At 65.7% G+C, this 25,129-nt stretch carries 26 protein-coding genes; 13 read left to right on the top strand and 13 right to left on the bottom strand.

Annotated elements, in window-relative coordinates; translation table 11 throughout:
- Positions 1 to 93 precede the first annotated feature (93 nt).
- Positions 94 to 1,161 (top strand): extracellular catalytic domain type 1 short-chain-length polyhydroxyalkanoate depolymerase, encoded by a 1,068-nt coding sequence (locus QTI66_RS11925; RefSeq protein ID WP_286559718.1) that lies wholly within the window; start codon positions 94 to 96, stop codon positions 1,159 to 1,161.
- 14 nt (positions 1,162 to 1,175) lie between these two features.
- On the opposite strand, the gene QTI66_RS11920 is transcribed toward QTI66_RS11925, so the two are convergent.
- The gene (locus QTI66_RS11920) at positions 1,176 to 2,135 is read right to left on the bottom strand and encodes a hypothetical protein (protein ID WP_286559717.1); all 960 of its coding nucleotides are present in this window, start codon (positions 2,133 to 2,135) and stop codon (positions 1,176 to 1,178) included.
- 255 nt (positions 2,136 to 2,390) lie between these two features.
- Here QTI66_RS11920 and urtA point away from each other — a divergent pair, with 255 nt between their 5' ends.
- The 5 genes from urtA to urtE all read left to right on the top strand — a co-directional run bounded on the left by urtA (position 2,391) and on the right by urtE (position 8,208).
- Positions 2,391 to 3,671, top strand: a complete 1,281-nt coding sequence (urtA, locus tag QTI66_RS11915) for an urea ABC transporter substrate-binding protein (RefSeq protein WP_286559716.1) — start codon at positions 2,391 to 2,393, stop codon at positions 3,669 to 3,671.
- A 144-nt stretch (positions 3,672 to 3,815) separates the two neighbouring features.
- Entirely contained in the window at positions 3,816 to 5,402 is a 1,587-nt protein-coding gene (gene urtB, locus QTI66_RS11910) for an urea ABC transporter permease subunit UrtB (RefSeq protein WP_286559715.1), read from the top strand.
- Positions 5,399 to 6,637: an urea ABC transporter permease subunit UrtC gene (gene urtC / locus QTI66_RS11905; protein WP_286559714.1), complete on the top strand. Its 1,239-nt coding sequence runs from the start codon at positions 5,399 to 5,401 to the stop codon at positions 6,635 to 6,637. The genes urtB and urtC overlap by 4 nt, the downstream gene beginning before the upstream one ends.
- Entirely contained in the window at positions 6,634 to 7,509 is an 876-nt protein-coding gene (gene urtD, locus QTI66_RS11900) for an urea ABC transporter ATP-binding protein UrtD (RefSeq protein WP_286559713.1), read from the top strand. The genes urtC and urtD overlap by 4 nt, the downstream gene beginning before the upstream one ends.
- Before the next feature lie 6 nt (positions 7,510 to 7,515).
- On the top strand, positions 7,516 to 8,208 hold the full coding sequence (gene urtE / locus QTI66_RS11895) for an urea ABC transporter ATP-binding subunit UrtE (RefSeq protein ID WP_286559712.1): 693 nt from the start codon (positions 7,516 to 7,518) through the stop codon (positions 8,206 to 8,208).
- A gap of 9 nt (positions 8,209 to 8,217) precedes the next feature.
- On the opposite strand, the gene QTI66_RS11890 is transcribed toward urtE, so the two are convergent.
- Together QTI66_RS11890 and QTI66_RS11885 are read right to left on the bottom strand one after the other, a co-directional pair.
- Positions 8,218 to 8,913, bottom strand: coding sequence for an anti-sigma factor family protein (locus QTI66_RS11890; RefSeq protein WP_286559711.1), 696 nt, complete (start codon positions 8,911 to 8,913; stop codon positions 8,218 to 8,220).
- A complete protein-coding gene (locus QTI66_RS11885; RefSeq protein ID WP_286559710.1) occupies positions 8,900 to 9,484 on the bottom strand; it encodes a sigma-70 family RNA polymerase sigma factor in 585 nt (194 codons plus the stop codon). Before QTI66_RS11885 ends, QTI66_RS11890 begins: the two co-directional genes overlap by 14 nt.
- Before the next feature lie 135 nt (positions 9,485 to 9,619).
- Between QTI66_RS11885 and QTI66_RS11880 the strand changes: the two genes are divergently transcribed.
- A complete protein-coding gene (locus QTI66_RS11880) occupies positions 9,620 to 10,846 on the top strand; it encodes a YVTN family beta-propeller repeat protein (protein WP_286559709.1) in 1,227 nt (408 codons plus the stop codon).
- A 4-nt stretch (positions 10,847 to 10,850) separates the two neighbouring features.
- On the opposite strand, the gene QTI66_RS11875 is transcribed toward QTI66_RS11880, so the two are convergent.
- From QTI66_RS11875 to QTI66_RS11845, 7 genes are all read right to left on the bottom strand, one after another.
- On the bottom strand, positions 10,851 to 12,257 hold the full coding sequence (locus QTI66_RS11875; protein WP_286559708.1) for an MFS transporter: 1,407 nt from the start codon (positions 12,255 to 12,257) through the stop codon (positions 10,851 to 10,853).
- Between the two features lie 19 nt (positions 12,258 to 12,276).
- Complete coding sequence (locus QTI66_RS11870) at positions 12,277 to 13,863, bottom strand: OpgD/OpgG family glucan biosynthesis protein (protein WP_286559707.1); 1,587 nt, start codon at positions 13,861 to 13,863, stop codon at positions 12,277 to 12,279.
- A gap of 115 nt (positions 13,864 to 13,978) precedes the next feature.
- The gene (locus tag QTI66_RS11865; RefSeq protein ID WP_286559706.1) at positions 13,979 to 14,473 is read right to left on the bottom strand and encodes a Crp/Fnr family transcriptional regulator; all 495 of its coding nucleotides are present in this window, start codon (positions 14,471 to 14,473) and stop codon (positions 13,979 to 13,981) included.
- 64 nt (positions 14,474 to 14,537) lie between these two features.
- Positions 14,538 to 15,023, bottom strand: coding sequence for a hypothetical protein (locus tag QTI66_RS11860; protein ID WP_286559705.1), 486 nt, complete (start codon positions 15,021 to 15,023; stop codon positions 14,538 to 14,540).
- Positions 15,024 to 15,168: 145 nt separating this feature from the next.
- Positions 15,169 to 15,999: an urease accessory protein UreD gene (locus QTI66_RS11855; protein ID WP_286559704.1), complete on the bottom strand. Its 831-nt coding sequence runs from the start codon at positions 15,997 to 15,999 to the stop codon at positions 15,169 to 15,171.
- A 1-nt stretch (position 16,000) separates the two neighbouring features.
- The gene (locus QTI66_RS11850) at positions 16,001 to 16,504 is read right to left on the bottom strand and encodes a nucleoside deaminase (RefSeq protein WP_286559703.1); all 504 of its coding nucleotides are present in this window, start codon (positions 16,502 to 16,504) and stop codon (positions 16,001 to 16,003) included.
- A 107-nt stretch (positions 16,505 to 16,611) separates the two neighbouring features.
- On the bottom strand, positions 16,612 to 17,325 hold the full coding sequence (locus tag QTI66_RS11845; RefSeq protein WP_286559985.1) for a carbonic anhydrase: 714 nt from the start codon (positions 17,323 to 17,325) through the stop codon (positions 16,612 to 16,614).
- A 250-nt stretch (positions 17,326 to 17,575) separates the two neighbouring features.
- On the opposite strand from QTI66_RS11845, the gene QTI66_RS11840 reads away from it, so the two are divergent.
- Complete coding sequence (locus QTI66_RS11840) at positions 17,576 to 18,655, top strand: aromatic ring-hydroxylating dioxygenase subunit alpha (RefSeq protein ID WP_286559702.1); 1,080 nt, start codon at positions 17,576 to 17,578, stop codon at positions 18,653 to 18,655.
- Between the two features lie 51 nt (positions 18,656 to 18,706).
- On the opposite strand, the gene QTI66_RS11835 is transcribed toward QTI66_RS11840, so the two are convergent.
- A complete protein-coding gene (locus tag QTI66_RS11835; RefSeq protein ID WP_286559701.1) occupies positions 18,707 to 19,726 on the bottom strand; it encodes a Bug family tripartite tricarboxylate transporter substrate binding protein in 1,020 nt (339 codons plus the stop codon).
- 187 nt (positions 19,727 to 19,913) lie between these two features.
- Here QTI66_RS11835 and QTI66_RS11830 point away from each other — a divergent pair, with 187 nt between their 5' ends.
- From QTI66_RS11830 to mnmH, 5 genes are all read left to right on the top strand, one after another.
- Positions 19,914 to 20,522: a sulfite oxidase-like oxidoreductase gene (locus tag QTI66_RS11830; RefSeq protein ID WP_286559700.1), complete on the top strand. Its 609-nt coding sequence runs from the start codon at positions 19,914 to 19,916 to the stop codon at positions 20,520 to 20,522.
- Between the two features lie 166 nt (positions 20,523 to 20,688).
- The gene (locus tag QTI66_RS11825) at positions 20,689 to 21,423 is read left to right on the top strand and encodes an FAD-binding oxidoreductase (RefSeq protein WP_286559699.1); all 735 of its coding nucleotides are present in this window, start codon (positions 20,689 to 20,691) and stop codon (positions 21,421 to 21,423) included.
- 28 nt (positions 21,424 to 21,451) lie between these two features.
- Positions 21,452 to 21,850 (top strand): OsmC family protein, encoded by a 399-nt coding sequence (locus tag QTI66_RS11820; RefSeq protein ID WP_286559698.1) that lies wholly within the window; start codon positions 21,452 to 21,454, stop codon positions 21,848 to 21,850.
- Between the two features lie 32 nt (positions 21,851 to 21,882).
- Positions 21,883 to 23,067 (top strand): aromatic ring-hydroxylating oxygenase subunit alpha, encoded by a 1,185-nt coding sequence (locus QTI66_RS11815; RefSeq protein ID WP_286559697.1) that lies wholly within the window; start codon positions 21,883 to 21,885, stop codon positions 23,065 to 23,067.
- Positions 23,064 to 24,128: a tRNA 2-selenouridine(34) synthase MnmH gene (gene mnmH / locus QTI66_RS11810; RefSeq protein WP_286559696.1), complete on the top strand. Its 1,065-nt coding sequence runs from the start codon at positions 23,064 to 23,066 to the stop codon at positions 24,126 to 24,128. Before QTI66_RS11815 ends, mnmH begins: the two co-directional genes overlap by 4 nt.
- A gap of 84 nt (positions 24,129 to 24,212) precedes the next feature.
- On the opposite strand, the gene QTI66_RS11805 is transcribed toward mnmH, so the two are convergent.
- Positions 24,213 to 24,677, bottom strand: a complete 465-nt coding sequence (locus QTI66_RS11805; protein WP_286559695.1) for a ferritin-like domain-containing protein — start codon at positions 24,675 to 24,677, stop codon at positions 24,213 to 24,215.
- An 87-nt stretch (positions 24,678 to 24,764) separates the two neighbouring features.
- A complete protein-coding gene (locus QTI66_RS11800) occupies positions 24,765 to 25,121 on the bottom strand; it encodes a hydroxyisourate hydrolase (protein WP_286559694.1) in 357 nt (118 codons plus the stop codon).
- Positions 25,122 to 25,129: the final 8 nt, after the last annotated feature.

Here is a 25,129-nt window from a genome sequence, read left to right as displayed (position 1 = left end):
GGGCGAAGAAGCGCGAATTCGCGGCATTGGCCTTCACCGACGATGGCAACGGCGCGCTAGGGTGTAGCGTCTGACCACCACGATCCCTTCTGCATGGCCCGACGCCGATCTTCCGCCACTTCCGTTCTCGCAAAGGCCTACGAGCGCAACCTGAAAGCCATGACGCGCGCCACGCTGGCCGGCAGCAAGCGCATTGCCGGACAAGTGCAGCGCGCCGCCGTGCGCATGAACCGCCCGCCGCCGGGGCCGGGCGACTGGCTGCCCGGCGTTGCGCTGGGACCAGCCGGTGCGCGGCGCTTTCATCTCTACCGTCCGCCCGGCCTGCAGCCCGCGCCCGGAGAAAAGCTGCCGCTCATGGTGATGCTGCACGGCTGCGGCCAGACCGGGCGCGACTTCGCCGTCAGCACGCGCATGAACCGGCTGGCGTCGCGTGAAGGCTTTCTCGTGCTGTATCCGGAGCAGGACCGCCTCGCCAACGCGCAGGGCTGCTGGAACTGGTTCGAGCGGCGCTCCGGAAAGGCCGATGCCGAAGCCGCAACGCTGATGTCGGCCATCGATCAGGTGTCGACCTTGTACGGCGTCGATCGGGATCGCATCGCCATCGCGGGCCTGTCGGCCGGTGCCAGCATGGCGGCCTTGCTGGCCACGCGCTATCCCACGCGCTTCAAGGCGGTGGCGATGCATTCGGGCGTGGCGCCGGGCGCGGCTAAATCCGCCACCACGGCGCTCGGTGCCATGCGCGGCCAGCACACGGCGCCCACGCTAACGACCGCCGTGGGCAAGGCCATGGGGGCCGCGGCGGTGTTCACGACCTTGCCGCCATTGCTCGTGCTGCACGGCGATGCGGACCGGGTGGTCGCGCTCAACAACGCCCACAGCAGCGCCCTGATCTGGGCCACCGCCACCGGCGCGCGTTCGGGCGACGCGCGTACCCTGCAGCGCGGCAATCGCTATGCGGCCCAACTGACCGACTACAAGCGCAAGGGCCGCACGCTGGTCACTGTGTGCGAAGTCGCCGGGCTCGGCCACGCGTGGAGCGGCGGCTTGGGCAGCCAGGCTTTCAGCGACAGCAGCGGGCCGGATGCGACGCGCATGGTTTGGGCGTTTGCGCTGCGTGCCTTTCGCGCAGCGACGACGGCCACTGCGGCGCCAGGCCCCTGAATCAGGCGCCTGAATCAGGCGCGGGGAGCGCCGCCTGCGTCAGGCTTCGGTCCGGTGGAGCGCAGTTGCACCACGCGCTGCAGCAGGTCGAACCAGAAGGGCGCGCCGAACAGCGCCGCCGACGCCGTCAAAAGCCAACCCACCACGTGCGCCACGAAGGCCGACGGCGTAAAGCTGAGGCCGCCGATGTGCACATGGATCGGCCCCGCCGTGGTGAACGGGTTCGTGCTGTCGAGCCACCCGATCGGCAATTGCGCCAGCGCGGCAACAGCCGCCTGCGCGTCCGCCGGCGTTGCGCCTGCATTGGGCGCCTGCAGGACGGGTTGTGACCACAGCACCGTCGCCAGATGCGTGGCATCGACGTTCAGCACCACCGCCACCAGGAAGCCGAAGAGAAAGGTGAAGAGCTGCGCACGCCGCTTGTAGGAGCCTGACAGCCGGTCCATCGCCTGGTCGAACCAGTCGGCGACACTTTTTTCGAACACGTCGATGTTGCCTTCGGCCCGTTGCGCCAGTGTGGTCAGCGCGGCGCGCAGTTGCGGATCGCCGATGCGGGCGATGGCTGCCTCGATGGCGGCGAGTTGGCGCTGCGTGCCGCCAATGGCGTCGATCAACGCCACGACAAAGGACTTCGACGGAATGTAGGAGGGCACTTTGGCAAAGGGCAGCCCGCCGCTGATGCGCCCGCGCAGCATGCCCCACAGGCCGTCGTGCTGGAGCCAGGTCGCCACGCCGGGAATCGCCTTGCCGAGCGTGGAAAGCGGCTCCATCGGGTTCACCACGGAGTGGGTGTAGATCGACTTGAGCAACTCGGGGTTGCGGTTGAGCAACTCCTTCATGCCGTCCAGCAGGAGGCGGCCGCGCAACTTGAGCAGGCTGGCGAAGGCCTCGTTCAGGGCGGAGGCGATCAGCGCCACGGAGCCGAAGGCAAAGCAAAGCCCCATGGCGACGGAAATGACGGGCGTCTGGAACATGGCCGGCCTCCTTTGTTGTCTGCCGGACACGGGCACGCGATGCCGGTGAACTGCAGGTCAACACACTAGGGCCGGCCGCGCACCGCGTCATCCACCAAGGGGGCTATGCCCTTGGAGGGAAGGTCGGAGCGACCTGGAACGCGCGTCGCCACTGTCTCGCCGACGCGTCATTCGTACGCCACCGGGCGTATTTTCGGCAAGGGGGTGCATGCGCAGACTCGGCTTCGTCGTTCAACACAACTGGAGAAGGTCCTCATGCAACAACGTCGTTTCACTCTCAAGGCGCTGACCGCCGCGGTCGCGCTGGCGTCCGTCGGCGGCCTCACCGCCGTGCCGGCCCATGCCGCTGACACCATCAAGGTCGGCATCCTGCACTCGCTGTCGGGCACGATGGCGATTTCCGAGACGGCCCTCAAGGACATGGCCCTCATGACCATCGAGGAAATCAACGCCAAGGGCGGCGTGATGGGCAAGAAGCTCGAGCCGGTGATCGTCGACCCGGCCTCCAACTGGCCGCTGTTCGCCGAGAAGACCAAGCAACTGTTGGGTCAGGACAAGGTCGCCGTGATCTTCGGCTGCTGGACCTCGGTGTCGCGCAAGTCGGTGCTGCCGGTCATCGAAGAAATGAACGGCCTGCTGTTCTACCCCGTGCAGTACGAAGGCGAAGAGCTGAGCAAGAACGTGTTCTACACGGGTGCCGCGCCGAACCAGCAAGCCATCCCGGCCGTCGAATACCTGATGAGCAAGGAAGGCGGCGGTGCCAAGCGCTTCGTGCTGCTGGGCACTGACTACGTGTACCCGCGCACCACCAACAAGATCCTGCGCGCCTTCCTCAAGAGCAAGGGCGTGAAGGATGCCGACATCGACGAGAAGTACACGCCCTTCGGCCACAGCGACTACCAGACCATCGTTGCCGACATCAAGAAGTTCTCGCAGGGTGGCAAGACGGCCGTGATCTCGACGATCAACGGCGACTCCAACGTGCCCTTCTACAAGGAACTGGGCAACGCGGGCCTCAAGGCCAAGGACGTGCCGGTCGTCGCCTTCTCGGTGGGCGAAGAAGAACTGCGCGGCGTGGACACCAAGCCGCTGGTGGGTCACCTTGCCGCATGGAACTACTTCATGTCGATCAAGAACCCGACCAACGCCGCCTGGATCAAGCAGTGGAGCGACTACGCCAAGGCCAAGAAGCTGCCCGGCCAGATGGACAAGCCGCTGACCAACGACCCGATGGAAGCCACCTACATCGGCATGCACATGTGGAAGCAGGCCGTTGAAAAGGCCAAGAGCACCGACACCGACAAGGTCGTCGCCGCGATGGCAGGCCAGACCTTCAAGGCACCGGACGGCTTCACGGTCGAGATGGACCCGAAGAACCACCACCTGCACAAGCCGGTGTTCATCGGCGAGATCAAGGCTGACGGCCAGTTCAGCGTGGTTTGGAAGACGCCGGCCCCGATCAAGGCCCAACCGTGGAGCCCGTTCATCGAAGGCAACGACAAGAAGCCGGACTATCCGTCTGGCAAGTCGATGTAAGGCTGTTCTCTCCCTCCCCCTCCGGGGGAGGGCAGGGGTGGGGGCATGCGGCGGCGGAAATATCAAGTCGATGGATCCGCCGCTTGCCCCCACCCCAACCCTCCCCCGGAAGGGGAGGGGGCAATACCCAACCTGATTCTTACGATGCTTCGACGAACACTCCACTGCGCAATCGCTGCCTCGCTGCTCATCGCGACCTGGAGCGCTCACGCACTCACTTCCGAAGAAGCCAGGGCCATCGCCTCGGGCGATACCGAGGAGCGCATTGCCGCCCTCAACAAGGCCGTCACGACCGCCGACGACAAGACCGCCGCGTTCATCCAGGCCATGTCCGACGACGCAGTGCGCTTCACGCAGGACAAGGTTTTCGTCATCAAGGACGACAAGGCATTCGACCCCGTCACCGGCGCGGAACTCAAGCTTCCCGACGACGCCGAAGACGTGACCAACAACAACCTCATGCGCGGTGCGCTCGAGGCCGCGCAGGCGGGGCTGCAACTCACCAGCAAGGACGACGCCGTGCGCGCCGCCGCCGCGAAGGCGCTCTTCAAGGAGCCTGACGAATCGCGCGTGCCGCTGGTCGAAAAGGCACTGTCCGTCGAGACCAATGCCGACATCAAGGCGCAACTCGAACTCGTGCGCGCAGCCGGCCTGCTGACGAGTTCTGACAAGGCCAAGCGCCTGGTTGCCGCCAAGGAACTGGGCGATAACCGCAACCCCGACACGAAATTGTTGCTCAACCAGCGACTGGCCGACGAGACCGACGCGGAAGTCAAGACCGCCATCGTCGCGTCCATCAAGAACATCGACGCGTCGCTCGTGTGGGGCGACCGCATCAACGCCATCTTCAGCGGCGTCAGCCTGGGCTCGGTGCTGTTGCTGGCCGCGCTCGGCCTGGCCATCACCTACGGCCTGATGGGCGTCATCAACATGGCGCACGGCGAGCTGATGATGATCGGCGCCTATGCCACTTATGTGATGCAGGGCGTGTTCCAGAAATACCTGCCACCTGGCCTGTTCAACTGGTATCTGGTGGCTGCGATTCCGGTGGCCTTCTGCGCGTCGGCGCTGACGGGTGCGATCCTGGAGCGCGGCGTGATCCGTTTCCTCTACGGCCGGCCGCTGGAAACGCTGCTCGCCACCTGGGGGATCAGCCTGATGCTGCAGCAACTGGTGCGCAGCTTCTTCGGCGCGCAGAACGTCGGCGTCGAAAACCCCGCGTGGATGAGCGGCGGTCTGCAGATGCTGTCGAACGTCACGCTGCCGTGGAACCGCATCTGCATCATCATTTTTGCGGTGCTTGTGTTGCTGGCCATGGGCTTCCTGATCGGCCGCACGCGGCTGGGCCTCTTCGTTCGCGGTGTGACGCAGAACCGGCCGATTGCGTCCTGCATGGGCGTGAACACGGCGCGGATCGATACCTACGCCTTTGCGCTCGGCTCGGGCATCGCGGGCCTCGCAGGCTGCGCGCTGAGCCAGATCGGCAACGTGGGTCCAGACCTCGGCCAGAGCTACATCGTCGACTCCTTCATGGTGGTGGTGATGGGCGGCGTCGGCCAGCTGGCGGGCACGGTGTATGCGGCGCTGGGGCTGGGCATTCTCAACAAGTTCATCGAAGGCTGGGCCGGCGCGGTGCTCGCGAAGATCGCGGTGCTGGTGTTCCTCATCATCTTCATCCAGAAACGTCCACAAGGGATCTTTGCCGTCAAGGGCCGGAGTGCCGAAGCATGAGTCGCGTCGTACTTCCATCAAAAGGGCCGCTCTTGAGCGGCAAGGGCTGGACGGCGTTCTTCGTCGTGCTGATCGTGATCTGCGCGGTGGCGCCGCTGCTCAACATCTGGGTGCCGGCGGGCTCGGCATTCCACATGAGCGACTACGCCGTGGCGCTGGTCGGCAAGATCATGTGCTACGCCATCTGCGCGCTGGCGATGGACCTCATCTGGGGCTACACCGGCATCCTCTCGCTGGGCCATGGCCTCTTCTTTGCGCTGGGCGGCTACATGATGGGCATGTACCTCATGCGCCAGATCGGCCGCGACGGCAACTACAAGAGCGACCTGCCGGACTTCATGGTGTTCCTGGACTGGAAAGAACTGCCGTGGCACTGGACGCTGTCGGGCAGCTTCTGGGCGACGCTCTTCCTCGTCGTCGCCGTGCCGGGGCTGATCGCTTTCGTGTTCGGTTTCTTTGCTTTCCGCTCGCGCATCAAGGGCGTGTATTTCTCCATCATCACGCAGGCCATGACCTTTGCGGCGATGCTGCTGTTCTTCCGCAATGAAACGGGCTTCGGCGGCAACAACGGCTTCACCGATTTCAAGCGCATCCTGGGCATTCCGATTGCCACGCAAGAGATGCGCATGACGATCTTCGTGCTGACGGGACTCACGCTGCTGGGCTTCTTCCTGTTCGCCAAGTGGTTGATCGGCAGCAAGTTCGGCCGCGTGCTGCAAGCCATTCGCGACGCCGAATCGCGCGTCATGTTCTCGGGCTACAACCCGCTGCCGTACAAGCTCACGATCTGGGTCATCTCCGCGATGATGTGCGGCGTGGCTGGTGCGCTGTATGTGCCGCAGGTGGGCATCATCAACCCCGGTGAAATGAGCGCTGCCGCGTCGATCGAAATTGCGATCTGGACGGCGGTCGGCGGGCGTGCAACATTGATCGGACCGATCGTCGGTGCCTTCATCGTCAACGGCGCGAAAAGCTGGTTGACCGTGGCGGCGCCGGAGTACTGGCTCTATTTCCTGGGTGCGTTGTTCATTGGCGTGACGCTGTTCCTGCCGGATGGTGTGGTCGGCCTGGTGCGCAAGTGGACTGCCCGCATGCGCAGCAAGAAGGAGGCTGCGCCAGCCGCCGCTGCGACAGAGGGTGTTCGGCAGGCGCGTCGTTCGCTGGCCACGGAAGAGGGCGCCGAGCCCAGCGCGATGGTGCCGCTTGCTGCCGACCCCAAAGGAGCACGCGCATGACGCCCGACCTGATGGAAGCCGGCGCCGAGCGTCTGGCGCATCACTTTCACCCCGAGCTTGCATTGCAGACGGAATCAGGTGGACGTGCAGCGGGCTTCGGCCGGCATGCCACGCCCGGCGAAGTGGACGTGACGCATGGCCGCATCCTGTACCTCGAAGACGTCAGCGTGAGCTTCGACGGCTTCAAGGCGATCAACAAGCTCAGCCTGGACATCGCACCGGGCGAGTTGCGCTGCATCATCGGACCGAACGGTGCGGGCAAGACGACGATGATGGACATCATCACCGGCAAGACGCGACCGGATTCGGGCACTGTTTTCTTCGGCAGCACGATCGACCTGTTACGGCACAAGGAGGCGGAAATCGCGCAGTTGGGCATCGGCCGCAAGTTCCAGAAACCGACGGTGTTCGAGCACCTGACCGTGTTCGAGAACCTCGAGTTGGCGCTCAAGACAAACAAGGGCGTGAAGGCGTCGATGCTGTTCAAGCTGGATTCGGCGCAGAGCGATCGGCTGTCGGAGGTGCTGGAGACGATTCACCTGGCGGGCAGTGTGTCGCGGCTCGCCGGCAACCTGAGTCACGGTCAGAAGCAGTGGCTGGAGATCGGCATGCTGCTGATGCAGGACCCGAAGCTGTTGTTGCTCGATGAGCCGGTGGCTGGCATGACGGATGAGGAAACGGCGCGTACTGCCGAACTGTTCCTCACGCTCAAGGGCCAGCATTCGCTGATGGTGGTGGAGCACGACATGAGCTTCATCAAGACCATCTCCGAGATCGTGACGGTGCTGTGCGACGGGTCCGTTCTGGCGCAGGGCACTCTGGATGAAGTGCAGGCGGATGAACGGGTCATCGAGGTTTATCTCGGACGCTGAACGAACATGCTCAAAGTCAAGAACATCCACCAGTACTACGGCGGCTCCCACATCCTGCGGGACGTGAGCATCGAAGCCCACCTCGGCAAGGTCACCGTCCTCCTCGGCCGCAACGGCGTCGGCAAGACGACGTTGCTGAAGTCGCTGATGGGCCTCATCCCCATCAAGTCCGGCACCATCGAGTTCGATGGCCAGCAGATCCAGAAAAAGACGCCCTACGAGCGCGCCAGATCCGGCATGGGGTTCGTCCCCCAGGGCCGCGAAATCTTCGCAAGGCTCACGGTCGAAGAAAACCTCCGCATGGGCCTCGCCTACAAGAGCGGCAGCACGCCCATCCCCGCCGAACTCTTCGAACTCTTCCCCGTGCTCAAGCAAATGATCAACCGAAGAGGCGGCGACCTCTCCGGCGGCCAGCAGCAGCAACTCGCCATCGCACGCGCCCTTGCGCCCAAGCCCAAGCTGCTGATCCTGGACGAGCCTACCGAAGGCATCCAGCCCAGCATCATCAAGGACATCGGCCGCGTCATCCGCATGCTGGCCGACCGCGGCGACATGGCCATCGTGCTGTGCGAGCAATACTACGACTTTGCGCAAGAGCTGGCTGACGACTACCTCGTGATGGAACGCGGCGAAGTCATCGCACGCGGCGTCGGCAAGGAGATGGAAGCGAACGGCGTGCGCCAGCTCGTCGCGATCTGAGCCACGACATCAGCGGGGCGAAGGCGCCGCTGCCAACTGTTGGTCGCGCACCCGCGACGCGAACACCTGCAACTCCGCCGGATTGAGATCCGACACCGCCCAGGCCTGCATGCCGCCCTCGACCCAGTGCACGAGGTTGTAGCCCCGGTGCGTCGATGCCTGCGGCGGCGTCGCAGTCTTGGCCCCGGCGGCCGGCCAGACGAAGAGGTTGACGATGTGCGGGCCGGCGCCATAGATCAACGCAGCAACAGGCCGGCCATCGAGGTAGTCCAGTCGACCCCCCGTCAGTGGAAAGCCCTGCGCCGCCAGGTCGATCACTGGCGGCGAAAAGTCCAGCTTGCCGGCGAACCACGGCTTGACGGTGTGATGGTCTGACGAGCCCACGTCGACCAGGTGCGCGCCCATCAGCGAGCGCACGTGACTCGACGTGACGGCCTCGCTCATGAGTGCGGCCTGTGGCGTCGCCAGAAGGCTCAGCGCCAATCCCCACGACACGGCGGCGCCTGCGCCGAACAGGGCGACAGACTGCAACCACCGCCAGGGCGTGTGCGAACGGCGTCTTGAAGGCGCCGCACCATCCGCCGGCACGGCCGCCGCCTCCCGCACGCCATCGGCAATGCGAACCGCCAACGCCGGCGGCGGCGCATGCCGTGTCGCATCGCGCCGGATCTGCGAACCGAGCGCTTCGTCCTCAGGCACTTGCATCGTGCTTTTTCCTTTCCGACGATGGCCGGGCCGTGGGCGCTTCCGACTTCAATGCCACACGCAGCAACGCACGGGCGCGCGACAGGCGCGACATCACCGTGCCCACCGGCACGCCCGCCACGCGCGCAATCTCCTCATAGGTCATCTCTTCCAGCTCGCGCAGCACGATCACTTCGCGAAAGCCCGGCGGCAGCGCGGCGATGGCCTCGTTCACGCTCTTGCCGCGCATCGACTGCTCCCACAACACCGCAGGGTCGCCGCCGCCCGGCGCGTGCGCGGCAAAGGCGGGCCCGTCGACGTCGCTGTCGCGCAGTTCGTCGAACGCCACCTGGTCGGCCAGTTGTCGGTGCTGGCGCATCCAGTCGTAGCAGGCGTTGCGAACGATGCCCAAGAGCCATGGCCGTGCGTTGTCGCCACGCAGGTCGTCGAAAAAACGAAATGCACGCAGGTAGGCCTCCTGCACGGCGTCTTCGGCCTGCTGGTCGTCGCGCAGCAACCAGCGCGCAAGGTTGTACGCCGCCGGCAGATGCGGCAGGGCGGCGTTCTCGAAGCGCTGCGTGCGATGTCTCAAGAGAAAGACTTCCTTGCATGGCCTGACGCAGCAAGCCTCCGCTTTATTCCACGACTTCGCAACAAAGCGTGAAGGCGGGAATAGCCGGCCCGGCCGACGCGTCATGCCTGCTGTCGAAAACCCAAGAGTTCGCTCATGAAGCTGCAATCTTCCATCGTTTGCGCCGTCGCCGCACTGGCGCTGGCGGGCACCGCTTTGGCGGCAGGCCCCAAGGCCTACGTCGGGAATTTCAAGGACAACACGGTCAGCGTGATCGACACGGGCGAGGCACGTGTCGTTGCGACGGTTCCCGTGGGCGCGGGGCCGGACGGCATCGTCATTGCGCGCAACGATGCCGAGGCCTTCGTCAGCGGCGCCAGCGCATCGACGATCAACGTGATCGACACGGCGAGCGACAAGGTCAAGGCCACCGTCGAAGTCGGCAAGGGACCACAAGGCCTGGCCATCACGGCGGACGGCAAGTGGGTGCTGGCGGCCGTCAACGGCGACGACCGCGTGGCCTTCATCGACAGCAGCACGCATGCGGTCGTTGCGACGGCGCCTGTGGGCAAACCGCACACCATCGCCATCCGGCCGGGCGGCAAGCAGGCCTGGGTTTCTTCGCAGCAGCCGGGCCAGTACTCGCTTGCCGTGGTCGACTTGGCGACGCGCGCCGTCACCACCACGTTGCCGATGGAGAAGACGCCACGTGACCTTGAATTCGGCGCGGATGGCAAATTCCTCTACGTGACGCTGGCGGGCGTCAGCGCCGTGCAGGTCATCGACCCCGAAACCAGGCAGATCGTCGCGCAGATTCCGACGGGCGTGTCGCCGCACATCGCGCAGCATTTCGCGGGCACGCCCCACGGCGTTGCCGTCGTGCAAGGGCCGGGTGAACTGATGCTCTTCGACCCGGCGACAAACGCGGCCGTCCGCAGCGTGCCCGTCGGAAAGCAGCCGCACTGGGTCGACGTGGTGCCCGGCGGCAAGAAGGTGCTGGTGACCAACGAAGGCTCCAACGACGTCACGGTGGTCGATCTGGCCGGCGGCGCGTCCAGCACCATCGCGGTGGGCACCGCGCCGCGCAAGGTGGCTGTCCAGCATGGCTTGGCCACGAAGGTCGCGGCAGGCGCCGCCAGGGTGTCGATCAACAACTTCATGTTCGGCCCGATGCGCGTTTCCATCGCACCGGGACAGGCGGTGCAATGGGTCAACGACGACGGCGCGCCGCACGGCCTGGCCTTCAAGGATGGCGCCAAGGGCATGGAGCTGATCCTGCCGGGCCAGAGCTTCAGTCGCAGCTTCGACAAGCCCGGCGTCTACGAATACGTGTGCTCCGTACACCCGTACATGACGGCCAGCGTGGCGGTCGGCATGCAGTGACACGTCATGCCAGCGGCGGCGCAATTTCCTCCAGTGGCTTGCGCTCCGCATCCACTGCAAAGCGAAGCGCCAGCAAGCCCGCGACGATGACCAGCACTGCGCCAATCGCATAGCCCACGGCCACGGCGCCACGGCTGCCCGTCTCGATCAACGCACCGAAAAGCCATGGCGCCACGAATCCGCCAGCGCCCGTGCCCACCGCATAGAAGATCGCGATGGCCATCGCCCGCATCTGCAGCGGGAACACTTCGCTCACCGTGAGGTAGGCCGAACTCGCCGCTGCCGATGCCAGGAAGAACACGGCCGACCAGCACAAGGCCTGGCTGCGTGCATCCAGCCATCCCGCCATGAACGCCCCGCCCGTCAGCCCGAGGCCCACGCCGGACAGCACGTAGGTGATGGCGATCATCCGCCGACGCCCCCAACTGTCGAACAGCGGCCCCAGCAGCAACGGACCCAGCACGTTGCCCAGCGCAAATGGAAAGATGTAGAGCGCCACACGCGCGTCCGGCACGTCGTAGAAGCGTGTGAGCACGAGCGAATAGGTGAAGAAGATCGCGTTGTAGAAGAAGGCCTGCGAGATCATCAGCGCGAGCGCGACGACGCTGCGCTGGCGATAGCGGTGCAGCAGCACATGGGCGATCTCACGAAACGACGCCGAGCCGCGCGACGGCGTGGACCGCGCTGCAGCAACTGGCGGCAGCGGCCCGTGCGTGGCGCTGACCTGCGCCTCGATGCCCTCGATCACGCGCATCGCTTCGTCCACGCGCCCATGCGATGCCAACCAGCGCGGACTCTCCGGCACATCGCGCCGCACCAGCAGGATGGCAACGGCCAGAACTGCCCCCAGCCCGAAGCACACGCGCCACCCCCACACCGGCCCGAGCATCTGCGGATCAAGCAGCACGAGGCTCAAACCCGCCCCCAGCGCCGCGCCGATCCAGAAGCTGCCATTGATCGCGAGATTCACGCGCCCGCGAACGCGCGCCGGAATCAGCTCGTCGATGGCGGAGTTGATGGCAGCGTACTCACCGCCGATGCCCAGTCCCGTCGCAAAGCGGCACAGCGCAAAGAACAGGAAGTCCGTTGAAAACGCCGTGGCAAAGGTCGCGATCGAATACAGCACCAGCGTCAGCAGGAAAAGCCGCTTGCGCCCGAGCCTGTCCGCCAAGCGCCCGAACACCAGCGCGCCGATCACCGCACCGCCGATGTAGAGCGATCCGGTGATGCCGACTTGCGTGGCCGTCAGCGCCAGCGTGTCGCTGCGCTCCAGCACGCCACCCAGCGAGCCGACCAGCGTGACTTCGAGCCCGTCGAGCACCCAGGCCACGCCCAGCGCAATGACGACACGCCAATGCCAGCGCGACCACGGAAGCCGGTCGAGGCGGGCAGGGATGTCGGTGCCGTTCATCCCATCGCCGGCGTGCGTGCTACTTGCGGTCCGCCAAGGCAGGCGGCACCCATTCGTACAGCCAGGTCTCGCTCAAGGTCTGCTCGCCGCCCTTCAGGTAGACGCGCATCGTGACCGGCTCGGTGCTTTCAGTGGGCACCACGTCGAACATGGCGCGCACGCCGCGAATCGAATCCAGTGGCCGCGCCGACGTGATCTCGGCCTTGCCGCTCGACAGCGTGATAACGGGCTCGACCTTTGCCGTCTTCCAGTCGATCTGCGCCAGCGCGCCGCCCGCGAAGTCGATGGTGAAACGGTAGGAGTAGTACTTGCGCTTCTGGCCCACGATGCCGCCGATGCCGGTGCGCGTCGCCACGCAGATCGCCAGCGGCGGCCGGCTCGGTGGCTGCGCGCCCCAGTACAGGCGGTAGCCGAAGAGCATCTCTTGGCCCGGCTGCACCTTCTGCGCGGGGTTCCAGAAGGCGACGATGTTGTCGAAGGTTTCGTCCACCGTCGGGATCTGAACGAGCTGGATCGCGCCGTCACCCCAGCCGGTCTTGGGCTCAACCCACAGGCAGGGACGCTTTTCGTAGAACACGCCGTCGTCCTGGTAGTGGTCGAAGTTGCGGTCGCGCTGCAGCAGGCCAAAACCCTTGGGGTTCTGGTCGGCAAAGGAATTGAAGCTGAGCGTCGCCGGGTTGGTGAGCGGGCGCCAGATCCATTCGCCGCTGCCGCTGTTCATCGCCAGGCCGTCGGAATCGTGGATCTCGGGGCGCCAGTCGTTGCTCATGCGGCGGTCGTTCTCGCCGAACTGGAACATGCTCGTGCAGGGCGCAATGCCCAGACGCTCGATGGGCTTGCGCGGGTAGAGCGCGGCGTCGATGTCCATCAAGAGCACATCGCCCGGCGTGATCGCGAAGCGGTAGGCGCCCACGATGCTCGGCGAATCGAGCAGGGCGTAGACCACCACGGTGTCCGATGGCGCTTCGGGCTGCTCGAAGTAGAAGTCCGTGAAGTCCGGAAACTCCTCATCGCGCGGCAAGGCCGTGTCCACCGCCAGGCCGCGTGCGGACAGGCCGTATTGCCCTTCGACGCCCACGGCGCGGAAATAGCTCGCACCCAGGAAAGCGGCCACGTCACTCTTGAAGCTGTCGATGGAGGAGTTGACCCGAAAGCCCGCGAAGCCCAGGTCGCGCGGCTGCTTGCTGCCGACCAGGCCGCTCTTGCCGTAGTCGAACATGGCGGGGTCGTAGGCCAGCTCTTGCGCACGTCCGCGATTGACTTCGTGCATGCGCACCGGCCGCTTGAAGAACAGGCCCAGGTGAAACAGCTTGATCTGGAATTTCAGCTTCTGGTCGTTCCACATCGCGTGGTCGGGCTTGAACTGGATCGACTGGTACTGGTCCCAGTCCAGTGCCGCCACGTCGGCGGGCAGGGGGCGCCCGTGTTGCGTGTAGGGCTTGCCCGCCATCGCGCTGGCCGTGCCCTTGAGCCAGGCGTAGTCGAAGGGTTGGGATGCGCCCAGCGGTTGCAGGCCAGCGGCCTGCGCAGCCGGGGAAACGAGGATGTTGGAGCAGCCGGTCGCAGCCATGGCGCCAGCGGCGCCCAGGAAGGTTCTTCTTTGCATGGGCCTCAAGTCTAGGGAATTCCCGCAGCGCGTCTCGTCGGACGGCACCGCGTGCTGATTTTCTGGGCACGAGCAGTCTGCGCGGCAGAAGCCGCTGCTTCTGCCGCCCGGACTCCTAAGCCCAGCGGAACACTTCTTCCAGCGATGCGTTGACCTCTTCCATCCGGGCGCGAAACAGCATTTCGTCGGTGTAGCGCAGGCGCCGGCTCATCTCGCGGGCAATGTTCATCTGGATGAGCGCGAACTGCCCCGGGTCGAGTTCGAAGAGCCGGAACAGGTTGTCGGGCGTGAGCTCGATCGCGTGGCAGTCCTCCAGCGCCACCACCGAGGCGCTGCGCGCGGACAGGTCCAGCAGCGCCATCTCGCCGAAGCAGTCGCCCCGGCCGAGTTCGCGCAGCAGCATGTCGCGGCGCTCCCATTGCTTGCGCACGGCCACGCGGCCGTGCTCCAGCACGAACATGCCGCTGGCGGCATCGCCTTCGCGAAAGAAGTACTGGCCGGCCGGCACGTCGAAGACCTGCGCCGGTGCCAGCAGGAATTCCAGCGTGCTTTCAGACACCGCGCCGAAGATGGGCATTTGCTGCAGCAACTCGATCTGCATGGCCTGCATGAGCGTGATTACCGTCGATGAAAGAGGGCCGCCAGTGTAGGGCCGCCGTCATCGGCGCCGGGCGTCAGTGCCGGGTGAAGTAGTAAACCACTGCAACCAAGAGGATGAAGCCCGCCAGCACCAGCAGCTTTGTAAAGCGCGGCTGGCGCGCTGCACGGTAGCCTTCGAGCCGGCCGGGGAGGGTGCGCACGTCCTCGATGTCGCGGTCAGGATCGAAGCGGGCGTCTTTCTCGATGCTGGCCAGCATGGCCTTGGCAGCCTCGGCGTCTCGGGCGTTTTCGGGGGTCTGCAACTCGCCGCGCAGGCGCTGGATGTGGGCCATGAATACCTTGCCTTGTGGACTGAAACCGATGTCTTCGCCACTCGCGAAAAGCAGGCCCTGCTCGATGAGCGCGTCGAGCCCGCGGCGCACCGATGGCCGCTCGCTGACCGGCACCATGGCCTGCAGCCCCGTACGCAAGGTCCGGCTGCCGCCCGTGGCGGCGCAGCGCTGGCGAACGAGCGTTGCGAGAACGGCCGCAACGGTTCCGCGCTCGGTCAGTCTTTCCATCTCACCCTTCCTCGTGGCTGGCCGGTCTGGGGAGCCGGGCAAATAAATATAGGAACATTTTGTCAGCCACTGTCACCTTTTTGGTGCGGGACGGCGTGAATCTGCAGTGAATGAGTGAAATCCCTCAGACGAATGTGTGTCGTGGCTACATCGACCAGATGCGCGGCGCGGTGGCGTCCATCTTCCAGAGTTCGGAGCGCCACGCGCGCCACACCTGCCTGAGCAGTTGCATGGCCGGTTCGACCACCGGCGCCAGCACGCGCAGGACGATGATTTCGGCATGCGGGCTGGTGGCGCCGGCGCTTGCCTGCAGCGGGCTTTCATCGCACAGCGACCGGGCGAGATCGAGCGCGGCATCGCGCCGCTCGCGCGCAATGGGCGATCCGGCAACGTAGAAGAGCGAGGCCATGCAGCGGTGGCCGCTCAGCCCGAGGGGGCTTTGCATCAGCCGCTGGTCCGCCGCGTCGATGCGGCCGCGTTCGAGCCACACGCCCGGCACTTCGATGTGCTGCAGCAAACTGCCGCGCTCAAAAGGCTGGTTGGCGTGGGGCAGTCCCAAGGCGCTCACGTCCCAGCCGATGAGTTCGGCGCCGGGTGCGGCCTCGATGCGCAAGCGGTTCTCGGCGCGGCAACCGCTGTAGCAGATGGCTTCCAGCGGCAGCCATTCGACGCGTGCGCCCGGCGCCAGCGCGATGCGGGTGCGCTGCACGGCGGCTTCGCCTTCGGATCGGTAGAAGCGCGTCGCGCCCGGCGTGGTGACCAGCCCGTGGCTGCCGCTCTCGGCGCTGATGCCGATGTCCAGCGTGTCTCCGCCGACGAGGCCGCCGGGCGGGTGGATCATCACGTTGTGGCAGACCGCGTCACCTTCCGGGTAGAGGCTCTGCAGGATGCGCAGCGGCCCGCTGTGGCTGAATCGGGCGGTGCTTCGGTGGTTGTCGGCTTGGTAGGAGAGGTCGAGTTTCGCGTGCCAGGGCATGTCAGCTTTTCCACGCGCCAATGTGCGCGGCCGCCGCTTCGTCGATCAGCGCCGGGCCGATGCATTCGATGCGGTGGGGCGAGGCGTCGAACACGTCGTGGCAGGACAACTCGGCGTCGCGCTGGTCGCCATGGTCACCGCGAAACACGCGCAGCCGAGCGGCGTCGATGCCGAACACCACCCGCCCGATGGCCGACCAGAAGATGGCGCCGGCGCACATCACGCAAGGCTCGCCGGACGAGTAGATGGTCGCCTTGGCCAGTTCTTCTCGGGGGATCTTGCGTTGGCCCAGCAGGCGCACCGCGTTGGTTTCGGCGTGGCCGGTGCAGTCGCCGGTTTCGGTGGCGTTGCAATACGCCTCGGCCAGCACCTCGCCAGCCTGGGACACGACCACCGCACCAAAGGGCCGGTTGCCGCGGCGCCGCGCTGCGTGGGACCAGACGATGGCCTTGCGCAGGTAGCGGCCGTCGCGTTCGTCGAGTTTTGTTTCATCGGGGAAGCTCATGCACCAGGATCATGCATGAGGTGTGCCACGATGGATGCGTCGGGCGATCTTTGGGGGCGCGCGCGTGACATCTGACAACGTCCGGGCCTGCAGCCCCCTCGAACCGGTCAGCCCGCCAGCAACACGGGCCTGTTGTTGCGCGGCTGCAGCGGGCGTGCGTTCATGCCATAGAGCTTCTTGAACGCGCCCAATTGCGCGGCGGAGATTTCGACCGGCTTGCGCAGCACCTGCCAACGCACGTTCTCGCTGCAGGGCGGCGTCGTGACCGAGCCCATGAAAGCGTAGTGGGTGTGGTCGGCGGGCAGCAGGTCGGCTGGGTTGAACGCCGTTGCCAGCGGCTGCACTTCGCCCTTCTTGAGAGGCATGTGCTCGAAGACGCGTTGCAGTGCAGCGTTTTCCTTGCCGGCCCTGAAGAGAACCGCCACCACCGCCAGTTGCCCTTGCGCGTTCTTGTGGACCAGGTGCGCCACGAGGGGATAGGCCTTGCCGTCGATCCTTTCTTCGCTCGGCGCGTGGAAATGAAACTGCAGCAGTTGGTATTCGACGCCGCCGATGTCCAGCGAGCCGGGCGCCGACAGGTTCACCTGGATGGTGTGGCCGTTGTTGACGACTTCGCCGCTGCCGGGCACATACGCAAAGGCGAGCGGCGTCGCTTTCACGGGGCGCTGGACCCGCTTGGTGTCGATGTTGATGGGTGACTGCGATTTCCCCCGCTGGCAGGCCCTGAAGCCTGGATGCAATTGCGCCCAATGCTCTGCACCGCGATGACCACGGTACGTCCAAGAGGCCCTTTCGTCGTCCTCTTCCCCAGCGAAAGCCATGGGCGCAATGCCCCATGCGCAGCCCGCGAGAAGCCATAGTCTCGTTCTCATGTTTTCCTCCCGTCATTTTTGTGAGGCGGTATTGTCGATGACAGAGGTGCGCGCCCCCGGGTCTCGAAAACGCAGGGCAAAATGCTGGTGCGCAACTTGCATGTTGCGCATCGCAGAGTAGAAGCGTTCAGCCGGGCCGCCCGGCAGGAAATTGCTCTTTCATGTTTGTGTCTGTTCACGCAATGGAAGGAGTTCGCCCATGCTCGTCACCCAACAACCCGTTTTCCGCAAGTTCTGGCATGCCGTCATTCCGCTGACCGAACTGGCGCAGGGCCCCAAACCGTTCAAGCTCCTTGGCGAGGACATCGTGCTGTTCCTCGATGCCGATGGCCAGCCCGCCGCCTTGCGCGACCGCTGCTGCCACCGAACCGCCAAGCTCTCCAAAGGCTGGTGCGTGGATGCCCAGGGCCAGAGCTGCGGGCAGGGCGCCATCCAGTGCGGCTACCACGGCTGGACCTATGACCGCAGCGGCCAGGTGGTGCGCATTCCGCAGTACGAGCCCGACCGGCCCATCTCGCCCGAGTACAAGACCGCCGCCTATCACTGCACCGCGCGCTATGGCTACGCATGGGTGTCGCTCGAAGAACCCATTGCCGACATCCCGCCGGTGCCGGAGTTCGAGGACGCGGGCTTTCGGACCATCTTCCAGTTTTATGAAGAGTGGCAGACCAGCCCGATGCGCGCGCTGGAGAATTCCTTCGACAACTCGCACTTCAGCTTTGTGCACCGCGGCACCTTCGGCGTGGCGGCCAACCCCAAGCCGAGCAAGTACAACCTGGTCGAGAACGACAACGGCTTCTACGCCGAGACGATCATCGAAGCGGTGAACCCGCCCCAATTCCACGCCATCAGCGGCGTGACGGATCCGATCACCACGCGCCACATGCGCAACGCGTACTTCCTGCCCTTCTCGCGGCGGCTGGACATCGAATACCCGTCAGGGGTGCGCCACATCATCATCAACTGCTTCACGCCCATCGACGACGGGCGAATGCAGTTGTGCCAATGGCTGTTTCGCAACGACACCGAGGCGGACTGCCCCGCGCAGATGCTGATCGACTTTGATGAAAAGGTGACGCGCGAGGACAAGGACATCCTCGAATCGACCGACCCCGATGCGCTGGTCGACACGCGCCGGCGTGGGGTTGAATACTCGATGGAGTCGGACCGGCCGGGGATGCTGATCCGCAAGAACCTGATGCAGTTGCTGGCCCGGCATGGCGAGGCGGAGGTGCATCGGGGCGCCAGCAAGGTGATGCCGCTGGCGCAGGCCGCGTGAGGCGGCCGAAGCAGCCGCCGAAGTGGCCGCCCAAGACGCGGCCGAAGGGCCTTACTCAGCCCGGATGTCGTTGTTCTTGACCACTTCGCCCAGCAGCTTGTAGTAGCTCTTCGTCATGGCGTCGAGCTGCTCGGGCGTGCCGCCGCCAGCGTCGTCGCCGCGCTCGCTGATGGTCTTCTGCACGTTGGGGTCCTTCAGCGCCGTGTTCATCGCTGCGTTGGTCTTCTTCACGATGTCCGCGGGCAGGCCCGCCGGGCCATACAGGCCGATGAAGGAGATGATCTCGAAGTCCTTGATGCCGCGCTCCTTGGCGGTCGGCACGTCGGGGAAGGCCGGCACGCGCTTGGCGCCGGTGGAGATCAGCGCCTTGAGTTGCCCTGACTTGAGCATGGGCGCCACCACCGACGATGCGTCGAACATGCAGGGGATGCGCCCGGCGATCAGGTCGATCATGGCGGGGCTGCTGCCCTTGTACGGCACGTGGCTCATCTTGGGCTTGCCGATGCGCTCGCGGAACAGTTCCATGGCGGTCTGCACCAGGCTGCCGGGGCCGCCCGACGCATAGTCGACCGTCTTGCCCGCCTTGTCCTCGGCCTTGACCCACGCGATGAATTCTTCCACCGTCTTGACCGGCAGGCTGGCCGGCACCACCAGCATGAGCGACGAGGTCAGCAGCAGGCCGATCGGCGTGAGCTTGAGCGGGTCGGCCACCGGCGTGTTGCGGTAGGTGTGGGGGTTGAGCACCATGTTGCTGCCGTTGCCCACCAGCAGCTTGTAGCCGTCGGCCGGCGACTTCGCGACGTAGTCGGTGGCGATGTTGCCGTTGACACCGGGCTTGTTGTCGATCACGACGCCCTGGCCCAGGCTGGTCTGCATGCCTGCGGTGAGCACGCGGCCCGCAAAGTCCGTTTGTCCGCCGGGCGGATAGCCCACCACCAGCGTGACCGGCTTGGTGGGCCAAGCCCCCTGTGCCGATGCCATGCCCGGGAGGATGCCGGCGCCAAGGCCACCCAGGCCGAGTTGCAGCGCGCTGCGGCGCGAAAGAGGACGGGTCGAATCGATATGTCTCATGTAGCGCTCCCAAGCATGGCAAATGCCAAACGCCGCATCATAGTGGGGGGGTGGGCCGCGCCACAAGGCCGGCAGTCAGTTGGGGTTTTGGTCCTTCGCGGGCAGGCTAGGGCTTTGCGCGAATGGGCACTTTCGCTGTTTTGACGCTGCTACGATGGCCGCGCAACCTTTCACCAAGGAGTGCCAGATGGCAACGCGTGGATTCACGGGGCGACGCCCCTCGGCCGCTTTCGCGAACCGCTTGCCGCCCGGCCAGTATCAGGAGGAAGATTTCCCGGTGCTGAGCAAGGGGCCGACGCCGCGCGTCGACCTGGCGACCTGGCGCTTCACGCTGAGCGAGGGCCCGCGACCGCTGGCGAGCTGGAACTGGGCCGAGTTCGATGCCTTGCCGCGCACCGCCTGGCAGGGCGACATCCACTGCGTGACCAAGTGGACCAAGTTCGACACCTTGTGGGAAGGCGTCAGCATCGACGACCTGCTGGCTGCCGCGGGCATCGCGCCGCCCACGCCTTACCTGCTTGCCCTCTCGCACGACGACTACGACACCAACGTGCCGGCCGCCGACCTGCTGGGCGGCCGTGCCATGGTGGCCACGCGCTTCGGCGGCCGGCCGCTCGAGGCGCAACACGGCGGCCCGGCACGCCTGCTCGTGCCCCACCTGTATTTCTGGAAGAGCGCGAAGTGGCTCAAGGGCCTGCGCTTCACGCAGCGCGACGAGGCGGGCTTCTGGGAGCTGCGCGGCTATCACATGTACGGCGATCCCTGGCGGCAGCAGCGTTTTTCGGATGATCCATGAGCGCAGCGCCGGGCCGCCCCAAGCAAGCTCGCGCCCCCTCGGGGGGCAGGGAGGACACGAAGTGCCGAGCGTGGGGGTGCATGGACATAGCGCCGGGCCGCCCCAAGCAAGCTCGCGCCCCCTCGGGGGCCAGGGAGGACACGGAGTGCCGAGCGTGGGGGCAGCAATGAGCGGGGTATCGCCCTGGCACGATGCGACCGTGCAAAGCCTGGCCCACATCACGCCGCGCATCGTCAGCGTCGTCCTGCAGGCGCCGTTGCCGCGGCCGGTCGCCGGCCAGCATGTGGACGTGCGCCTCACCGCGCCGGACGGCTACGCGGCGCAACGCAGCTATTCCATCGCTTCCGCGCCGCACGCCGATGGCATCGAGCTCATCATCGAAAAGCTCGACGACGGCGAGGTCTCGCCCTTTTTCCACGACGTCGTGCAGCCCGGCGACACCATCGAGTTGCGCGGGCCGCTGGGCGGCCACTTCATCTGGCAACCTGAAGACGGCGGCCCCTTGCTGCTGGTGGGCGGCGGATCGGGCATCGCCCCTTTGATGGCGATGGTGCGCCAATGGCGCTCGTCGTCGGCGACCACGCCCCTGTTGCTGATCTACTCCGCCCGCACCTGGGCCGAGCTGGCCTTTGGCGACGAGTTGCTGGCGCTGCAGGAGCAGGCGCCCAACTTCATGTTCGTGGCCGTCACCACGCGCGAGCCCGCGCGTCGCAAGGACGATCTGGACCGTCGCATCGACGCAGCGCACATCGAAGCCATTCTCACGCGCTGGGACTATGAGCCCGCGAGCGTGTACGTCTGCGGCTCCAACCGTTTTGTCGAGGCGGCCACCACGGGCCTGCTCGATGCCGGCGTGCCGGCGACGCTCATTCGCACCGAGCGCTACGGTGGTGCCGGGTAAAGCATTCATCTTCAACAGGAGCGCATTCATGAGCATTTCAGTTCGCCGTGACGACATGGGCGGCACGCGGCACGTCCTCACCGTTCGCAACCACAAGATCGCCGTCGATGCATCGTCGGAAGCCGGCAGCAAGGACGAGGGCCCGACGCCGCACGACCTCTACGACAGCGCGCTCGCGGCGTGCAAGGCCCTCACGGTGCTGCTGTATGCGCAGCGCAAGGAGATGCCCGTCGAGAACATCGAAGTGGTGATCGATCGCGACGCTTCCCAGGAGCGACAAGGCACCTATCGCCTGAAGGCCTCGCTGAAGCTCACCGGCGACCTGAACGATGCGCAGCGCGCCGAACTGCTGCGCGTGGCGGGCAAGTGCCCCGTGCACCGGCTGATGACCGAGGTCAAGACGGAGGTCGAGACAGTGCTGGTCTGACAGAATCTTCGGGAAGGAGACAACAAGCACAAATGAACCACGATGAGCAGATAGCCCTGATCCGGCGCGCATTGGCGCTGATCGACACCCGCGGCAGCGAGCGCGGCGAACCGGCCACGAGCCCTGTCTCGCGCTACCTCGACGCCGCGCGCTTCGAACAGGAAAAGGGAGCCGTCTTCGGGCGCCATCCGCTGGCCCTGTGCCCATCCGCCGCGCTGGCGCAGGCGGGCGATTCATACGCCATCGACGTTGCGGGCCTGCCCATCGTCATCGTGCGGGGCGAGGGCGGAAAGCTGAACGCATTCGTCAATGCCTGCCGCCATCGCGGCGCACGGCTGAAGCCGCCGGGCGCATCGAGCCAGCGGGCTCTGGTGTGCCCGTATCACAGCTGGACCTACGGGTTGGACGGCGCATTGCGTGGACGTCCGCACGCTGCTGAATTTCCGCATGCGCCCGCCGCCGACTGTTCGCTGGTGCGCGTGCCCGCGGCCGAGGCGCTGGGACTCGTGTGGGTCGTGCCGCGCGTGCTCGCGCCGGGCGAAGATGCGGCGCTGGACATCGACGCCTGGCTGGGCCGCTTCGGTGCCGACCTGCGCAACTGGGGCTACGACAGCTGGAAGCCGGTGCACCAGCGCGAGTTCGGGAATCCGACCAACTGGAAGGTGCCCATCGAGGCCAATCTGGAGACCTATCACTTCCAGTACGCTCACCGCAACAGCATTGCGCCGATGTTTTACGACAACCTGCTGGTGGCCGACCACGACGGGCCGCACCAGCGCATCTTCCTGCCCAAGCGCAGCATCGAGGGCCTGCGTGAGCAGCCAGCGAGCGACTGGCAGGTGGGGCCGCATTCCAACATCATTTATTTCTTCTTTCCGTCCACGCTGATCCTGCACGAAGGCGACCACACCAATGCCTTCACCGTCTTGCCCGAGGCCGTCGGCCACTCGCGCGTGGTAGCCAGCACGCTGGTGCCCGAGCTGCCGACCACGGAGAAGTCGGTGAACTACTGGCGCAAGAACGTCGACTCGTTCTGGGGCGCGCTGGATGAAGACTTTGCGCTCGGCCGTTCAGTGCAATCCACGCTGGCGAGCGGCGCGCTGCAGAGCCTGTACTTCGGCGCGACCGAATGCGGCCCCGCGAAGTTCCATGGCGACGTCGAAGCGGCCCTGGCCGCGCACAAGCCGCCCATTGCCCTGAAGGCGCACGCCGTGTGACGCACCATCAGCCTGTTCGCCCGACCGACCGGCACGCCTTCGACACCACCATCGACGCGCGCTCGCCTGCGGAGTTTGCGCTGGACCACATTCCGGGCGCGATCAACTGCCCGGTGCTGGACAACGAGGAGCGCCGCATCGTCGGCACCCTCTACAAGCAGCAGGGCGCCTTCGAGGCGCGGCGCGTGGGCGGGGCGATGGTGGCGGCCAACCTGGCACGCCATCTGCGCGAGACTTTTCACGACCGGCCGGCGAACTGGAAGCCGCTCATCTATTGCTGGCGCGGCGGGCTGCGCAGCGGCTCGATGGTCCAATGGCTGCGCCTGGTTGGCTGGGACGCACAGCAACTGGCCGGTGGCTACAAGAGCTTCAGGCACCACGTGCTGGAGCAGCTCGGCGCCCTGTGCCCGCGGCTCAAACTGCAGGTCATCTGCGGTGCCACGGGCAGCGCCAAGACCCGTGTGCTGCACGCACTGGCGGCGCGCGGCGAACAGGTGCTGGACCTGGAAGCCTTTGCTGCGCACAAGGGCTCATTGCTCGGCGCGCTGCCGGGCGTGCCGCAGCCGTCGCAAAAGCATTTCGAGACTTCGATTGCGACCCTGCTGGAGTCGCTGGACCTGTCGCGCACGCTGTACGTCGAAGGCGAGAGCGCGCGCATCGGCCGGCTGTCGGTGCCGCTGGTATTGGTCGAGCAGATGCGCGCGGCGCCTTGCATTGAAGTTCGGGCAACGCCGCAGGCGCGGCTCGACTACCTGCTGCGCGACTACAGCTATCTGGGCGATGACGCCGACGCGCTGGCCACCCAACTGGGCAAGCTCAAGGAAATACAGGGCAAGGAAACCGTGCAGCGCTGGCAGGCGTGGGCGCAGGCGCATGACCTGCCGCACCTCTTTGCCGAACTGATGGCGCTGCACTACGACCCGCACTACGAGCGCTCGCAGGCCAGGCACTTCCACCAGTGGGCGCAGCGGCTCAACGTGGAGACGGGGGATCTGTCTGATGCGGGGATCGACGCGTTGGCCGACGCTGTCGTGAGGTTGTCAAAGCTGCCGTCACCCTGAGCGGTCTTGCGCTGAGGCATCACGGCGGTCGTATGCGGTGCGACGCGAGTGAGATTCGCGCCGGCGGACGCGGGTGTTCCAGATCTAGGCCTTGGCCGGCTTGAAGGCTGCCACGTCGCCCGGCTTGCGCAACATCTTGTCGACATCGGCGGCATGCAGTTCCTCGAGCTGGATCATCTGCCGCGCGAACTCTTCCAGCGCCACCGACCGTCCTTCCACGACCGTTAGCAGTTCCCGGTACAGGGCCAGCGCACGCGCCTCGGTGTCGAGCGACTCGCGCAACATGGCGCCGATGTCGGTCTGGTGCGAATCGAGCAGCGGGCCGATGGCGAGTGACGGGTAGGCGCCCAGGGTGGTGATCCATTCGCCCACCTGCTGCGCATGCATCAGCGATTCGTTGGCCTGCTCGCGCAGCCACGAGACGATGGGAATCCGGCCAAAGCCGAACACCAGGAACGAGTAGTGCGTGTAGCGCACCACGCCGGCCAACTCGGCTTCCAGCAGGCGGTTGAGCACCGAGACGATCTTCTCTTGTTCGAGCTGTTCCATGAAGGCACGCCCTTTCGTCGTGTGGGACCGCAAATTATGCGCGCGAGACCGTCTCGCAACCCCGTGCGGTGTGAAGAACAGGAACCCTCAGGCCGCCCCCCGAAAGCAAGACAACCCCCAAGGCGACAACTTCACCGGCAGGTGGTAGTGCTGCGACATGTCCGACAACCCGAAGCGGAAGGTCTGCACATCCATGAACGCCGGCTCAGGCAGCTTCGTGCCTTTCGCGCGGTAGTAGTCGGCCACATGCAGCCGCAATTCGTAGACGCCGATGTCGAACAGCGTCTCGCGCCCCTCGATGCCGGCGACCACGCCGTTGGTGCCCACCTTGCCCGTGGCCACGCTTTTCCAGGTCTTGCCCTCATGTCGCGCAATCTCGACCTCCATGCCAACGGCGACGACGCCATTGGCAATATCCACGACATGAATCGAAACGGCTTGCATGTGAATCC

Source organism: Variovorax brevis (genome assembly GCF_030317105.1).
Taxonomy (GTDB): Bacteria; Pseudomonadota; Gammaproteobacteria; order Burkholderiales; family Burkholderiaceae_C; genus Variovorax; species Variovorax brevis.
Note: the sequence above shows the minus strand (reverse complement) of the source record. Positions and strands in the feature narration are given on the sequence as shown.